This is a genomic window from Cytobacillus spartinae (genome assembly GCF_042865285.1).
Lineage (GTDB): Bacteria > Bacillota > Bacilli > Bacillales > Cytobacillaceae > Robertmurraya_A > Robertmurraya_A spartinae.
In genome coordinates this window covers 1-13,656 of sequence record NZ_JBIACK010000017.1, presented here as the reverse complement: position 1 = coordinate 13,656, position 13,656 = coordinate 1, and the positions used below count along the sequence as shown (strand labels likewise).

Here is a 13,656-nt window from a genome sequence, read left to right as displayed (position 1 = left end):
GATTCTTACCTTTTTTAATTCTTAGATTGTAGAGTGAAAACCGTAAGTTCTGGTTTAGATAGAAAACGAAACGGTAGACGTGTCGTTCCAAGTCCTCTGTTAACGTATAAAGTTAACCTTTCCCCTATGGAGTAAAAGCCTTCGTAATATTTTTCCGCAAATGGAGGTTTCACGAGTACACCTAATAAAGGAATTTGTATTTGGCCTCCGTGACTGTGACCACTTAGTTGGAGTTGAATTCCAAATGTTGATGCTGCATCTGCTAAATCTGGAGCATGGGAGAGCAATATCTTGAAGGCATGTTCTGGCACGTTCTCTATGGCAACTTGAATATCAGGCCTCCCGAGCATGGCATCGTCTATTCCAGCTACATAAATACTACTATTATCAATTAACTTGATTTCTTCAGCTTCATTTAACAGTAGGTTCATACCAGATAATTCTATAATGTTTCGATAAATGTCTGATCCGTATCCTCCGTGATCATGATTTCCATATACGGCAAACTTTCCAAATGGAGCTTCAAGTCTTTGTAGAATCGGAATAATTCTTTCGCCATCTAAGAAACGATTGGGTTCATCAATTAAATCTCCAGTAAAAAAGATAACGTCTGGTTTTAAAGAATTGATTTTCTCTACTAAACTCTCAAGTTGTGTTAGATCATATTGAAAGCCTAAATGTGTATCACTGAATTGAACAATCTTAAAACCATTGAATCCCTCAGGAATATCGTTGTGACTGATCATCTCAAATACGATGTCTAGCAAATTTGGTTCAATTTCTCTAGCGTAGTAATATCCACCAGAGCTAAGCCCAATGGTGGCAATCACACTGCCTACTGCTTTTTTTAGGAATGACCTTCTTGAAACCTTTTTTGGCATGTTAAGACCCAACCTATCATTAAATATCTTATTAATACTACCAAACTAAATGATGAAAATGAAGGGGGTTTTTAAAATGTAGGATTATAAACTATTACAATAGTTTATTTTTCTGTTGATGTACAGTTAACACTTGTCATTTTTGCAAACGTTTGCCTAATTAGGTGCAAATGAGCAATTCTTATGGTTTTATTGGAACTTATTCATTTATTTATTAATTTCCTCTATCCATCACTATTCAATATTTAGTACAATATTATTTTAGAAGGCATATTTGTATATGATAAAGAATAATGCAATCGTTAGCATATAAAAGTAAAATTAAACGGAGGATCACATGGCGATAACAATAAAGGATGTTGCTAAATTAGCTGGGGTATCTCCTTCTACAGTTTCTAGAGTAATATCTAAAAATCAAAAGATAAGTTTAGAAACAACTAAGAAGGTGGAACAAGCCATGGAAACTCTTGGTTACCACCCTAACTTAATGGCAAAGAGTCTAGTTTCCAGGAGTACAAAAACAATTGGCCTTATTTTACCACTATCAGCAGAAGAGGTTTTCCTTAACCCCTTTTTCTCAGAGGTATTAAGAGGTATAAATGCATATTTAAATTATGTAGGGTTTGATTTATTGATGTCAGCAGGAAGTACAGAAACCGAAGAAAAGGAAGCTTTTAACCGTCTAGTATTTGGTGGAAAGGTAGATGGAGTAATACTATTAACTTCAAGAGAGAAAGAGCCAATGACTCCACTATTGATGGAACGTAATTTTCCTTTTGTTATTATTGGTAGACCAAAAGAGGAAAAGGACATTTTCTATGTAGATAACGATAATGTCAAGGCTTCATATGATGCAACCGTACATCTAATTGAACAAGGTCATAAGAGAATTGGCTTTGTAAGTGGACCAAGGGATTTGTTAGTATCACGGGACCGTGAGGATGGTTATAAAAAAGCGCTGCAAGAATATGGAATTGAAAGTCGCCCTGATTGGATTACAGAGGCTAAATTCTTACAAGAGAGTGGTTATAATGCCATTTCATTTATGTTAAGCCTTCCAGAACGTCCTACAGCTATAATCGTTACGGACGATATTATTGGCCTAGGTGTGTTAAAGGGACTATATGAGTTAGGATGTAAAGTTCCAGAAGAAATTTCGATTGTAGGGTTTAATAATATTTCCATGTCTGAACTAGCTACTCCACCATTGACTACTATTGATATAGGAATTTATCAGCTAGGTTATACAGCTGCACAATTATTAATCAGACAAATCAAACAAGAAGAATCAGTATCAAGATCTGTCATTGTACCTCATCGTCTAGTAGTAAGGAAATCGACTACTAGTCGGTTATTGGATAATTAAACGAAAAAGAACTAACCTGGAGGGGTTAGTTCTTTTTGCTATTTTATTTAATTCTTAATTCAGTTTGAGCATCAAAGAAGTGGCATTTGTTCATATCAAAAGCAAGATCTAATTGTTCGCCGTTTTTAATGTCAGAACGAGAGTCAATTCTAGCAATTAGATTCTGATTGTTAAGTGCTGTATAAAGAATGGTTTCAGCACCCATTAATTCAGCTACATCAATCTTTACAGTAACTTTTGTGTCCGGTGAAGATTCTAAGAACAATGGCTCATCATGAATATCCTCTGGGCGAATTCCGAGAATAATATCTTTGTTAAGGTAGTCCTTAAGAACCTTCATTTTACCTTCAGGAACTTTTACTTTAATGTCTCCTGTTTGGAAAACACCGTCACCAAGCTTCCCGTTAATAAAGTTCATTGCAGGTGCTCCAATAAATCCACCTACGAATACATTGTCCGGCTTATCATAAACCTCTTTAGGTGTACCTACTTGTTGGATGACGCCATCTTTCATAACAACGATTCTTGTAGCCATCGTCATTGCTTCTGTTTGGTCATGTGTTACATAGATAGTCGTTGTATTTAGTCTTTGGTGAAGCTTAATAATCTCTGCTCTCATTTGAACACGGAGCTTTGCATCTAAGTTTGATAAAGGCTCATCCATTAAGAAGACTTTTGCATCACGTACGATTGCACGTCCTAAAGCAACACGTTGACGCTGCCCGCCAGAAAGAGCTTTTGGTTTACGAGTCAAATATTCTTCCAAGCCAAGAATTTTTGCAGCTTCACGAACACGACGGTCAATCTCATCTTTTTTGAATTTTCGAAGCTTAAGTCCGAATGCCATGTTGTCATATACGTTCATGTGTGGATATAAGGCATAGTTTTGGAATACCATCGCAATATCACGATCTTTTGGAGCTACGTCATTTACTCTTGTCCCATCAATATAGAAATCACCTTTAGAAATTTCTTCAAGGCCAGCAATCATACGTAACGTAGTCGATTTTCCACAGCCAGACGGACCAACAAAAACAATAAACTCTCTATCTTGGATATGAAGATTAAAGTCTTCTACGGCTGTTACCTTTTTATCATAAATTTTGTATATATGTTCTAGTTTAAGTTCTGCCATTGTTAACACCTCAATTAAATTTATCGTGTTTTTCTCTTCTTAATCATAAAATTCTGGGCAGAGTGTGTAAACGTTAACATGCACAAATAAGCTCATCAATAATTATGCAGTTGTTACAATTAATCAATTATTTAAGTACTCAGACACTAAAATACTCAAATATGCTGCAACAGAGCCTTTAAAAGTACGTACATCAATCCCTGTTTTTTCGTGGAATTTTTCCAATCGGTATTGTAGAGTATTTCTGTGTATATAAAGCTTTTTGGATGCAGTGCTGGCATTAAGGCCACATTCTAAATAAACCCTAATGGTTTGAATTAGTTCTCTATCCTCAACTAACAAGTTTTGAACAGACACTGATAAATCCCTTCTTAATACATCTGGTACATTTTCTATCATGATAAAGGGGATAGCTTCAGGCAAATGGCTAACCTTTTGTGAAGGTAGAAAGGTTTTTATCGTTTCAGCAGCTTTAGATTCCCATGTAAATTGCCTCTTTAAGTTTGTTCCTTGTACAGGCGATCCAATATATAAGTAGAGGTTCGTATAAAAATCGCTAGCAATTGCCTCTACTAAGTCTGTAAATACAGTATCTTCTATTTTGTTATCTATTGGGTTTTCCATTAAAATAATGCCTTCTTTTAAGCTCTTCCAGATGACACTTACTTCTGCAAAGAACCCTTCTTTTAGTACATCGATAAAGCTATGTAGATCTGGTAATTCTTTATCAAATCTAAAAAAGACGCATCTATACCAATGTCCTACAGCGTAGCTGTTTTGATTAACTTCCTTTTGTTCAAATAAGTAAGAATACCAAAACTGTTCCGATTCATTCATTAGTAATTTAATTTCACTAGTGACCTGAAAGAGACTTGATAGAAGTTCGAGTTCTTGAGATGTTACTCTTGTTGTATCTATGGCAAAAGTCTGACCTTCCTTGCTTGTAAACCAGCGGTAATGTGTTGCTTGATTCGATGTTTCGTAACTATATATCATTTTGTCCTTAAAATGGTGTTTTAAGTTCTCAAGCACTATTTATAACTCCTTTATTTTGAATAATGTCTGATGTGGAATTCAGCTTAGCAGAGATGGTGTTCATTAGAGGTTATTATAGATCGTAAAGCAAGTTCTAAGCTAATTATAAGATATCTTTTATATCCCACCAACCGATAAGTTATCGTGTAAAAAGACTATGAACCCTGATTGTTTGATAGAAAAAGAAAAATTGTACGAAAATTCTCTAAATAGTGGTAAAATTAATATGAATGAACATTCATTTTTTAAAAGGGGGCATTTACTATGAAAGATAAAGTTGTGATTGTCACTGGTGGTTCCAGTGGTATGGGAAAGTACATGGCGAAACGCTTTGCTGAAGGTGGAGCAAAAGTAGTCATCACTGGAAGAAATTTAGAAAGACTTCAGGAAGCGAAAAGCGAAATAGAAACTGCAGAAGGTCAAGTATTAACTGTTCAAATGGATGTTAGGGAAATAGAACATGTTAAGCATATGGTAAATGAGACGGTTCAACACTTTGGAAGAATTGATTATCTAGTTAATAATGCTGCAGGAAATTTCATTTGTCCTGCTGAGAAGTTGTCAGCAAACGGGTGGAACTCCGTTATTAACATTGTGCTAAATGGAACTTTCTACTGTAGTAGTGAAGTAGGTAAGTACTGGATTGACAATGGGGTTAAGGGAAGCATCATAAATATGGTGGCTACATATGCATGGAATGCAGGTGCGGGTGTTATTCATTCTGCAGCCGCAAAAGCAGGAGTATTATCTATGACTAGAACTCTTGCTGTGGAGTGGGGGAGAAAATATGGCATACGTGTAAATGCTATCGCACCAGGGCCAATTGAGAGAACAGGAGGCGCAGATCGTTTATGGGAATCCGATGAAGCAGCAAAAAGAACATTAGATAGTGTTCCACTTGGCCGACTAGGAACTCCAGAAGAAATTGCTGAGCTTGCCTTCTTCTTATTCTCGGATGGTGCAGCATATATTAATGGTGACTGTATTACTATGGATGGAGGACAGTGGCTAAATCAGAATCCGTTCTAGTAGTTCCTTTTGATAAAGGCTCTTTTCATAAAATTTGTTGCTATTTAAGTGCTTTGAACTGCTCTTAAACGGATTATGGTGCTGTTTTCTTTATTTTGGGCAGAAAAGATGCCACAAAGCAGCATAGAAGCCGTGCTGGAGACCATATTAGAATAGCAACAATCTAAGCGAAAACAGCCTAGAAAAATAACGGCTGATTTAATTTATTTTCAGCCGTTATTTTATTATATATAACTAACTGCTCTACACTTTAAGGCTTCCCAAGAGGAGATAAATCTTTCTTTAGAAACTTTAACTTGTTTTTTTCCTGAAAGAGGATCATTTAAATAAACATAATCCGTGTCATAACCTACTAACACAACAGCATGTAAATCAAGCGGAGTTTTAATCACTTTATTCCCATGTTTCCATGATTCCCATCTGTCTGGTAGCCGGTAATCTCCGGTGGTCCAAACAACTACTGGGTATCCTGAAGAAACGTGATTTAAAATTTCATCAAAGCTTCTATTTGTTAAATTTATAGCTCTTCCTGGTAAAAATTCATTCACTAAATCTGTGATAGGTTTATCAAATACTGCATAACCTGGGTTATTACCTGTCATATCGCCTACAAACCCATCACCAGGATCTCCCCATTTCAAAATGTCTCCATTCGATTTTACAAGGGGGTCACGATCCTTTTTGACACCCTCGAACAAATCCATTTTATCCGTTTGAACTCCAGCGTACTGAAGAACCATCGTAAGGCTAGTTACTTCACAACCATATTTTAACTCAGGATTCTGTTTGATTAAAGGCACATCTAATAGGACTTTTTCTTTTTTCTGAGGTAATTTGCTTTTAGTGCTTTCTTTCTGACTGTTGATTGCTTTACTTGTTGATTTTGGTTTAGAACCCAGACTCTGTTTTGTTAAACTTTTACCTTTATTTAAAGGTTTCCTTTTTATACTAAAGCTATTGCTGTCTTTGTTGTTTTGTGTTTCCTTGCTAGGGGCTATACTTCTTTCATTCTGCTCGTCAGCAACCGTTTCATTTTGGCTGCAACCCAACAATAAAAAAAATGCTAAAAGAAAGGATAGTTTTTTCAAGTTGAAAACCTTCTTTCTACCTTAGCTTTAGTGTTATTTTCCCGTATTCAAAAGGGGTTTATGATGGTATCATGTTGCCAAAGGTAACATTTTTATCATAAATAAATATTGAATATATAGTATAATTATAATTCATACATAAGGGGGGATGTAAATGGATGCGTTGGATGTCTTAACAGATTTAGACAATGTACACCCTTTTTTTCAGCCGATATTCAGCGCCGATGAGCATCGTATCATTGGGTATGAAATTTTGGGTAGATATAAACAGGGTGACACCTATTTAAGTTTAGGACCAATCTTTTTAGATCAAGCAATTCCGGAAGAATACCGACTTGAAATTGACAATATTGTTTTAACAAAAGCGTTGAAACTTAGTTTGGAACTTGAGCAAGATGTTCTCATATTTATTAACAGAGATGCGGATCTCCTCATGCACGATGATGAGGAAGAATTTCTACACCTTCTATTACAGTTTTCAGAACAAGGGATTCCGCTTAATCGACTAGTTTTGGAAATTTCAGAAAGAAATTACAATGGAGATATTGAACATCTTGATCATCTCTTGAATTATTTTAGGACGTATGGAATTAAAATAGCTATAGATAAATTAGGGAATGATAGTAGTCATTTAGATCGAATCGGGCAACTTTCCCCTGATATCTTAAAAGTTGATCTTCAGGCATTGCGATCCACACAAACTGCTTCTTCTTTTACAGATATTTTGTATTCACTTTCTATGTTGGCAAGAAAAATTGGGGCGACTTTATTATTTGAGAACATTGAAATGGTTTACCAGCTTCAATTTGCATGGAAAAACGGCGGGAGGTATTATCAAGGGTTCTATCTACACCGACCCTGTTCTTCCTTTGTAGATAGGGATATATTAAAGGAAAAGTTAAAACAAGAGTGTCATCAATTTATTAATTATGAAAAGAAAAGACTAGAGAAACTATATGCAATCACAGAAACATTTCAAGTGAAAACACAAGAACTTTTAAACAAATATAAGAAATATCAAGGTTATAATGAACTTCTTCAAAACCTTGCAAGGGAAATGGATCATATTGCTTTTAGAATGTATGTATGTGACGAGGATGGTTTTCAAGAATCAGCTAACATCTTTAAAAGCAAAGACTTATGGATGATGCAGCCTGAATATATTCGGAAAAATTGGAGTTGGCGCCCTTACTTCTTAGAGAATATTGTAAGAATGCGGAATGAAAGAAAAGGAATATTGTCTGATCTATACAGTGACATTGAAACAGGTGCCACCATTCGAACTTTTTCCTATCCTTTAAATTCAACACATTATTTATTCATTGATCTATCTTATGAGTTCCTCTTTAATCAAGAAGGATTACTCTAATTGGTAGAAATGGTTGAATAAAGTAGGTATCTAACTCTCCTTTAGGTGAACACTATAAATAAAACTTTCCTAAGGAGAGGATATTTTTGAGTCAATATATGTTTATATTGATGGTTATTTCAATTGGTGTACTTGTTTTTTCATTGGGCTACACTCTTGCTGTTGCAAGAAACCAAAAAGCTTTAAAGGGTGTATTAGATTCAAGTATTCCAGAAAAAGTTCAGGAGCACGCTTATATAAGAAATCCAATATTTTTAACTTACGCAATTATGGTTGCTCTAGTAGCTTTAATCATAACTTTTGCAGCTATTGCATGGTAATAGGCTCTTTCAGAGGGCCTATTTATTTTGAGCATTTTTAAGGGGATTCTTAATAGCACTTTAGTTGGACTTTTCATCGAAAATCTGACTTTATGTTACATACTTTGTCAGAAAGGGTAGTTATACAAGAAAGAATATATTTTTTATGTCATAATGTCCCGCTATTTTACGAACGATTATGTGAATATTAAGAAATATTTGTTGATAAAATGGTAAGTACTTATAAAAGGTAAGGAGAGTGATACATTGCAAAAACTAAGGGCAATTTTGATAACTTTTCTCGGAATCTTGTTTATTTTTCCTTCTATATCCCAAGCACAAATGAATTTAGAAAAGAGAGAGGATGTACTCGAATTTTTAGAGTACGCTTTTGAAGCACAAGTTTCACTTAACGAGCATGAAAGAACCCTTGAAGAAATAAATGATATACTTTCTCCTTTTTTTTCAGAGGATTATAGAGGACTTTTCTTGGAGGAGAATTTAGTTGAAATGGACGGGAAGTTCATAACTTTTGGAACCGATTTTGCTTTGTACTATATCCCTTTCTTTAAATTTTCCGATCATACAAATGTCGTCTTTCAAGAGAATGAGATATATGTTTATGAATTTTTTCCTGCCAATGGAGAGGGTCCAGTAACTTACAAAGATCACTATGAAGGGTTACTCTTAAAGAAAATAGATGATGAATGGAAAGTTCAAGAATACTTATACGACAATATTCCTGAAACCATCATTCAAAACGAACAAACAGCAAAAATAGAATTTAACCAACCTTCTAGTGTAAAGGACATTGTTAGTCCATATTCCCAGTTGAAATTATTCATGAGTCCATTAGAGGGGTTTATTAGCTTAGGAGCCCACTTTTCTACACATGAAGTAGACGGGCTATACGCACTCTTTCCTCAGAATAAGATAGCTTATAAATAAATATTTAAGGTAGGTGAGTCCACCTACCTTTTTGTTTGCTTAATCAATATTTAAAGCTTCTTTAAGCTTATCCATATCAAACCCTGTTATAATTACATCGTTTATGACAAAAGTTGGGGTTGAAAAGGACTGATAGCGATTAACAAGTTCATCTCTTGCCTCTTTATCCTGCTTGATATCCTTTAGAGTATATTCAAACCCACTTTCAGTTAAAAAGCGCTTCGCGAATTCACATGGTGGGCAATCTGGTTGAGTAAAAATCGTAATCTTTTGCACGATGTTTCTTCCTCCGTAAATGTTACTTCTTAGTTAGCTTGTACAAATAATCAATCAATCCCATAGAACTTACTTCCATGTCGAGAGCAAGGATGGTATTTACTTCATGATTCTTTGGAACACCTTTCGTTGATAAGTATTCCGTTAATCTATTTACGAGCAAATCATTCGTCTTTTTAACCTTCTGTTCAATGGTTTCTCCCTCTTCATATCCTTTCTTTGCTGCCTCTAAAAATTCATCCAACCAAGCCGATACTTGCTTAAATACTTCTTGAGGGTTCGCCGACATCCCGTAGTGGCCAAAGAATATTAAATCGGGATTTAAGCTCTTAAATAATTCAATTGATGTTAGCATCTTTTGTGGATCAAATTGGTTTGGGGACGTTGATGGTAAATAGAGTTCAATTCCATCTCTATACAACTGTGGATAAGATATTCCCGCTGTATCTCCAGTAAAGATACCATTTAAACTAGAGTGATGAATACTAAAGTGGTGATTAGCATGGCCTGGACTGTCATAAAAAGTCAATGTACAGTTATCACCAATGGAAAGTTGTTCTTTATCCATTTTTTCCAATAAACGATCTTCAGGAATTGGAAGAATTGGATCAAAAAGCAGGTCGAATTTCTCGCCGTACACTGCACGTGCTCCAGCAATTAATCTTGATGGGTCTTCAAGATGTCGTTTTCCTTTAGGGTGAACAATAACCGTGGCGTTTGGACATTTCTCAAGAAGTAGCCCAGCTCCACCCGCATGATCTAAATGAATATGTGTAACGATAATATATTTGATATCATCAGGAGAGTATCCTAGTTGATCTAATCCTTCCAAAACATAGGGGATTGACGGGCTTGCACTTGTCTCAATGATGGTTAGATCCTTCTCAGTCAATACGTATGTACCAGTTCGCTCTTCAAGCTTTAAGTCAAATCCATCAATTAAAAATAAATTTTCGGCAAGCTTTGTAGGTTTTTTCAAAAAAAATCACTCCTTTTTACAGCTTTTACTTGTATAAACACCTGACATTATTTTATGCTGTTAATATTGACATGTAAAGAAAAAGGGTTGAATTTTCTGAATTTATTCTGTGTGGATAGAAAAATGTCAAAAGAGAAACCTATGAGTAATCTTTTAGGTTTGTTTTCGAAAGGAGAGAGAGTATGTCACAACTTCAAGGTATTATTACAAGATTAAAGAACCTTCAAGAGCAAGGGAGTGGGGGCGAGCCAGCTCAACGCTTTTTTGAAGTTAACGGCGAAAGAAAGTGTCAGGTTACATTTCACCCAAAGACAGAAACATTCGAGTTAGAAGTTTACAATGAAAAGGAAAAACCAAAAAGATATCAATTTGATAATATTGATATGATAACCATTGAAATTTTTGATTTAATTCAATAGTTTTTTACATAGGGACCTTAGCGGTTCCTTTTTATTTTGGATTAATCCATTTATGGGAAATGAAGGGAATGGTATAATAACCTTAATTTTACTTTTTGTATGGAAAGAAAATTGGAACTTTTCGAGGCGGTGTTTGGATGCTTTACTTGTTTTTGGTGATTATGTTTTTCACGATGTTGTTGATGTTAGCCGATTTAATCAATACTAAGAAAGAATTAATTGAAACTAGAAAAGCGATAGAGGAAATTCGGGATATCTTAAAGAAGGATAAGTAGGCTTAAACAACCTCATACATTGAAACTCTTTTATTGGATAAATATATATAAGAGGTGAAGAGTATGATTCCAACGGTTAAGTGCCCAAATTGTTTGTACGAGGATAGAATGGACCATGTACTAACAGCACAATCAAATCAAAATGTCATTTATTTGTGTTCGAAATGTCATTATGAAGTCAAAGATATTCACACAAGCAAAGGATAAAACTTAGCATGATGCATTCGCCATGGAATAATTGGTCTAAACTTTATAAAGCTTTAATGAACTTATCAATTCCAAAACTGTGTTAGAATAGGATAGAGTGAAAACATTTTTATGGGGAGTTTTCTGCAATGATTAGTCTACACAGTGGCGAATTTTTAGAAATAGATATTCGAGATTTAATGATACCTTCAGAGAGAGTGGCTCATGTACAGGTGAAAAATAACTTAGAACATGCATTATTAGTTCTTACGAAGAGTGGTTATACAGCTATACCTGTTTTAGATCCTCATTATAAGTTACACGGTTTGATAAGCACACCCATTATTATGGATTCAATTTTGGGATTAGAAAGAATTGAATTTGAACAGTTAGAGGAAAAACGGGTTGAAGAAGTTATGAATCATAACGTTCCTAGGTTAGGGATCCAATCTACCATAAAAGCATGTCTAGAACTACTTGTCGATCATCCATTCCTTTGTATTGAAAGTGAAGACAAAGTCTTTGAAGGTATTCTAACGAGAAGAACGGTATTAAATCAATTAAATAAGCATATTAGACGACTTAATAAGTAATTGTCTTTAAAATCTAAATCTAAAGATGCCTCCATTCGGGGGCTACCTTTTTTTACGCAAAAAAATGGCATTACGAATATTTTTGAAACAAAGGTGTGACAAAAATGGGAGAGGCTATACATAAACAAATACAAAGAGAACAACAAAAAAAGACGAAAAGACCATTTGTCCTTGCTGCGGTCATGCTTGCTATGTTTATGGCAGCCATTGAAGCTACCATTGTTGCGACTGCAATGCCCGCAATTGTCGGTGATCTCGGAGGCTTTTCGCAATATAGCTGGGTGTTTTCAGCCTATTTATTAATGAATGCTGTGACTGTATTAATATATGGAAAATTATCTGATTTATTTGGAAGAAAACCAATTATTACATTTGGAATTATTATCTTTTTAGTTGGCTCCATTCTTTGTGGTTTCGCAGAAAGCATGACGATGCTAATTATTTTCAGATTTATACAAGGTTTCGGGGCCGGAGCTGTTATGCCAATTGCGAGTACCATTGTAGGGGACATTTATACGAAAGAAGAAAGGGCTAAAATACAGGGCTACTTGTCTAGCGTTTGGGGAATCTCTGCGGTAATGGGACCAGCATTAGGTGGGCTACTAGTTGAATTTGTTAGCTGGAGGTATGTCTTCTGGATTAATATCCCGCTAGGAATACTAGCCATTATTGTATTGTGGATGTACCTTCATGAAGATGTAGAAAAGAAGAAGCACGAGATTGATTACCCAGGTGCTATTTTACTAACCATTTCAATTGCAACGTTAATGGTTGTTCTCGTTGAAGGAGGAGTAAATTGGGCATGGACCTCGTTACCAACGATTAGTTTATTTTTAGTAAGCATGATTGCTCTTGTGTTCTTTGTCCTCCAGGAAAGAAAAGCTGCCGAACCAATGATGCCCTTCACGATATGGAAAGAGCGCTCCATTTTTATTGCTAATATGACTTCGTTAACAACAGGAGTTATGTTGATTGGGATTTCAAGCTTTTTACCTGCATTTGTTCAAGGGGTTATGGAACGATCACCTATTGTAGCAGGCTTTACATTAACGACCATGTCTATTGGCTGGCCAATTGCAGCGACTGTAGCGGGTAAGCTTTTACTAAGAGTCGGTTATAGAACAACTTCTCTAATTGGCGGTGTCTCCTTGATAGTAGGTAGTATTTTATTTGTAACTCTATCTCCTGAAGCAGGTCCCATTTGGGCTGCGGTCGCCTCTTTCTTTGTTGGAATTGGAATGGGGTTAACCACAACATCCTTTATCGTTTCTATTCAGAGTACCGTTAGTTGGCAGCAAAGAGGGGTTGCTACCGCTGCAAATATGTTTATGCGTAATCTTGGTAGTACCATCGGTGCTGCGCTATTAGGAGGAATTCTTAATAGTCAAATTAAGTCTTACATACAGAGTAAAGGGGAAGAGGTACCAGAGGATTTAACCCTTGATTCTGCTAATATCCTGCTAAATGAAGAACAAAGAGCTGCACTCCCAGAAGGAATTAAAGACGTGTTACAGGATGGATTAACGGTATCACTACAATCTGTATATATCGCTGTACTCATTTTTGCGATTATAAGCTTCGTACTCATCGTCTTTCTTCCTAGAAAAGAAAACTAATGATTAGAAACCGGATGCGATTAAGTATCCGGTTTTTATGTTCGCCCAGCATGGGCGAACTCTAACGGGTGAAAGTCCCGAGTATGACCAAGTAGCGGTAAGTACATAGCTGAAAGCAAGGGTGTCCACGGTGACGTGGAATCTGAAGGAAGCTCGAGGCAA

15 protein-coding genes are annotated in these 13,656 nt (G+C 35.6%); 9 read left to right on the top strand and 6 right to left on the bottom strand.

The features are described from left to right. Nucleotides 1–14 precede the first annotated feature (14 nt). Nucleotides 15–881: a metallophosphoesterase gene (locus ACFYKX_RS23400; RefSeq protein ID WP_389364114.1), complete on the bottom strand. Its 867-nt coding sequence runs from the start codon at nt 879–881 to the stop codon at nt 15–17. Nucleotides 882–1,218: 337 nt separating this feature from the next. Here ACFYKX_RS23400 and ACFYKX_RS23395 point away from each other — a divergent pair, with 337 nt between their 5' ends. Continuing rightward, nucleotides 1,219–2,247, top strand: a complete 1,029-nt coding sequence (locus tag ACFYKX_RS23395) for a LacI family DNA-binding transcriptional regulator (protein ID WP_389364112.1) — start codon at nt 1,219–1,221, stop codon at nt 2,245–2,247. 43 nt (nt 2,248–2,290) lie between these two features. Here the strand turns inward: ACFYKX_RS23395 and ACFYKX_RS23390 are convergent, their stop codons facing one another. Together ACFYKX_RS23390 and ACFYKX_RS23385 are read right to left on the bottom strand one after the other, a co-directional pair. Next, nucleotides 2,291–3,382: an ABC transporter ATP-binding protein gene (locus ACFYKX_RS23390; RefSeq protein WP_389364110.1), complete on the bottom strand. Its 1,092-nt coding sequence runs from the start codon at nt 3,380–3,382 to the stop codon at nt 2,291–2,293. A 123-nt stretch (nt 3,383–3,505) separates the two neighbouring features. Further along, nucleotides 3,506–4,414 carry a PucR family transcriptional regulator gene (locus tag ACFYKX_RS23385; protein ID WP_389364109.1) on the bottom strand — a complete coding sequence of 303 codons (909 nt, stop codon included), beginning with the start codon at nt 4,412–4,414 and terminating at the stop codon, nt 3,506–3,508. A 267-nt stretch (nt 4,415–4,681) separates the two neighbouring features. On the opposite strand from ACFYKX_RS23385, the gene fadH reads away from it, so the two are divergent. Continuing rightward, nucleotides 4,682–5,446 (top strand): 2,4-dienoyl-CoA reductase, encoded by a 765-nt coding sequence (gene fadH / locus ACFYKX_RS23380; protein ID WP_389364107.1) that lies wholly within the window; start codon nt 4,682–4,684, stop codon nt 5,444–5,446. Between the two features lie 224 nt (nt 5,447–5,670). Here the strand turns inward: fadH and ACFYKX_RS23375 are convergent, their stop codons facing one another. Further along, entirely contained in the window at nt 5,671–6,534 is an 864-nt protein-coding gene (locus tag ACFYKX_RS23375; RefSeq protein ID WP_449257607.1) for a C39 family peptidase, read from the bottom strand. Between the two features lie 154 nt (nt 6,535–6,688). Between ACFYKX_RS23375 and ACFYKX_RS23370 the strand changes: the two genes are divergently transcribed. The 3 genes from ACFYKX_RS23370 to ACFYKX_RS23360 all read left to right on the top strand — a co-directional run bounded on the left by ACFYKX_RS23370 (nt 6,689) and on the right by ACFYKX_RS23360 (nt 9,150). Continuing rightward, a complete protein-coding gene (locus ACFYKX_RS23370) occupies nt 6,689–7,903 on the top strand; it encodes an EAL domain-containing protein (protein ID WP_389364105.1) in 1,215 nt (404 codons plus the stop codon). Between the two features lie 86 nt (nt 7,904–7,989). Next, nucleotides 7,990–8,223: a hypothetical protein gene (locus ACFYKX_RS23365; protein ID WP_389364103.1), complete on the top strand. Its 234-nt coding sequence runs from the start codon at nt 7,990–7,992 to the stop codon at nt 8,221–8,223. A gap of 246 nt (nt 8,224–8,469) precedes the next feature. Continuing rightward, on the top strand, nt 8,470–9,150 hold the full coding sequence (locus ACFYKX_RS23360; protein WP_389364101.1) for a DUF3993 domain-containing protein: 681 nt from the start codon (nt 8,470–8,472) through the stop codon (nt 9,148–9,150). A gap of 39 nt (nt 9,151–9,189) precedes the next feature. Here ACFYKX_RS23360 and ACFYKX_RS23355 read toward each other — a convergent pair whose 3' ends face one another. Continuing rightward, entirely contained in the window at nt 9,190–9,426 is a 237-nt protein-coding gene (locus ACFYKX_RS23355) for a glutaredoxin family protein (RefSeq protein ID WP_389364100.1), read from the bottom strand. Nucleotides 9,427–9,448: 22 nt separating this feature from the next. After that, complete coding sequence (locus ACFYKX_RS23350) at nt 9,449–10,405, bottom strand: MBL fold metallo-hydrolase (RefSeq protein ID WP_389364098.1); 957 nt, start codon at nt 10,403–10,405, stop codon at nt 9,449–9,451. Between the two features lie 182 nt (nt 10,406–10,587). Here ACFYKX_RS23350 and ACFYKX_RS23345 point away from each other — a divergent pair, with 182 nt between their 5' ends. From ACFYKX_RS23345 to ACFYKX_RS23330, 4 genes are all read left to right on the top strand, one after another. After that, the gene (locus tag ACFYKX_RS23345; protein WP_389364096.1) at nt 10,588–10,824 is read left to right on the top strand and encodes a YkuJ family protein; all 237 of its coding nucleotides are present in this window, start codon (nt 10,588–10,590) and stop codon (nt 10,822–10,824) included. 137 nt (nt 10,825–10,961) lie between these two features. Further along, nucleotides 10,962–11,099, top strand: coding sequence for a hypothetical protein (locus tag ACFYKX_RS23340; RefSeq protein ID WP_389364094.1), 138 nt, complete (start codon nt 10,962–10,964; stop codon nt 11,097–11,099). A 335-nt stretch (nt 11,100–11,434) separates the two neighbouring features. Continuing rightward, complete coding sequence (gene cbpB / locus ACFYKX_RS23335) at nt 11,435–11,878, top strand: cyclic-di-AMP-binding protein CbpB (RefSeq protein ID WP_389364092.1); 444 nt, start codon at nt 11,435–11,437, stop codon at nt 11,876–11,878. A gap of 104 nt (nt 11,879–11,982) precedes the next feature. After that, nucleotides 11,983–13,494 carry an MDR family MFS transporter gene (locus ACFYKX_RS23330; RefSeq protein ID WP_389364090.1) on the top strand — a complete coding sequence of 504 codons (1,512 nt, stop codon included), beginning with the start codon at nt 11,983–11,985 and terminating at the stop codon, nt 13,492–13,494. The last annotated feature ends 162 nt before the right edge of the window (nt 13,495–13,656 follow it).

Excerpts from the sequence above, each read along its gene's own strand:
- ACFYKX_RS23400 (WP_389364114.1), bottom strand. The coding sequence starts at position 881 with ATGCCAAAAAAGGTTTCAAGAAGGTCATTCCTAAAAAAAGCAGTAGGC.
- ACFYKX_RS23395 (WP_389364112.1), top strand. The coding sequence starts at position 1,219 with ATGGCGATAACAATAAAGGATGTTGCTAAATTAGCTGGGGTATCTCCT.
- ACFYKX_RS23390 (WP_389364110.1), bottom strand. The coding sequence starts at position 3,382 with ATGGCAGAACTTAAACTAGAACATATATACAAAATTTATGATAAAAAG.
- fadH (WP_389364107.1), top strand. The coding sequence starts at position 4,682 with ATGAAAGATAAAGTTGTGATTGTCACTGGTGGTTCCAGTGGTATGGGA.
- ACFYKX_RS23370 (WP_389364105.1), top strand. The coding sequence starts at position 6,689 with ATGGATGCGTTGGATGTCTTAACAGATTTAGACAATGTACACCCTTTT.
- ACFYKX_RS23345 (WP_389364096.1), top strand. The coding sequence starts at position 10,588 with ATGTCACAACTTCAAGGTATTATTACAAGATTAAAGAACCTTCAAGAG.
- ACFYKX_RS23340 (WP_389364094.1), top strand. The coding sequence starts at position 10,962 with ATGCTTTACTTGTTTTTGGTGATTATGTTTTTCACGATGTTGTTGATG.
- cbpB (WP_389364092.1), top strand. The coding sequence starts at position 11,435 with ATGATTAGTCTACACAGTGGCGAATTTTTAGAAATAGATATTCGAGAT.
- ACFYKX_RS23330 (WP_389364090.1), top strand. The coding sequence starts at position 11,983 with ATGGGAGAGGCTATACATAAACAAATACAAAGAGAACAACAAAAAAAG.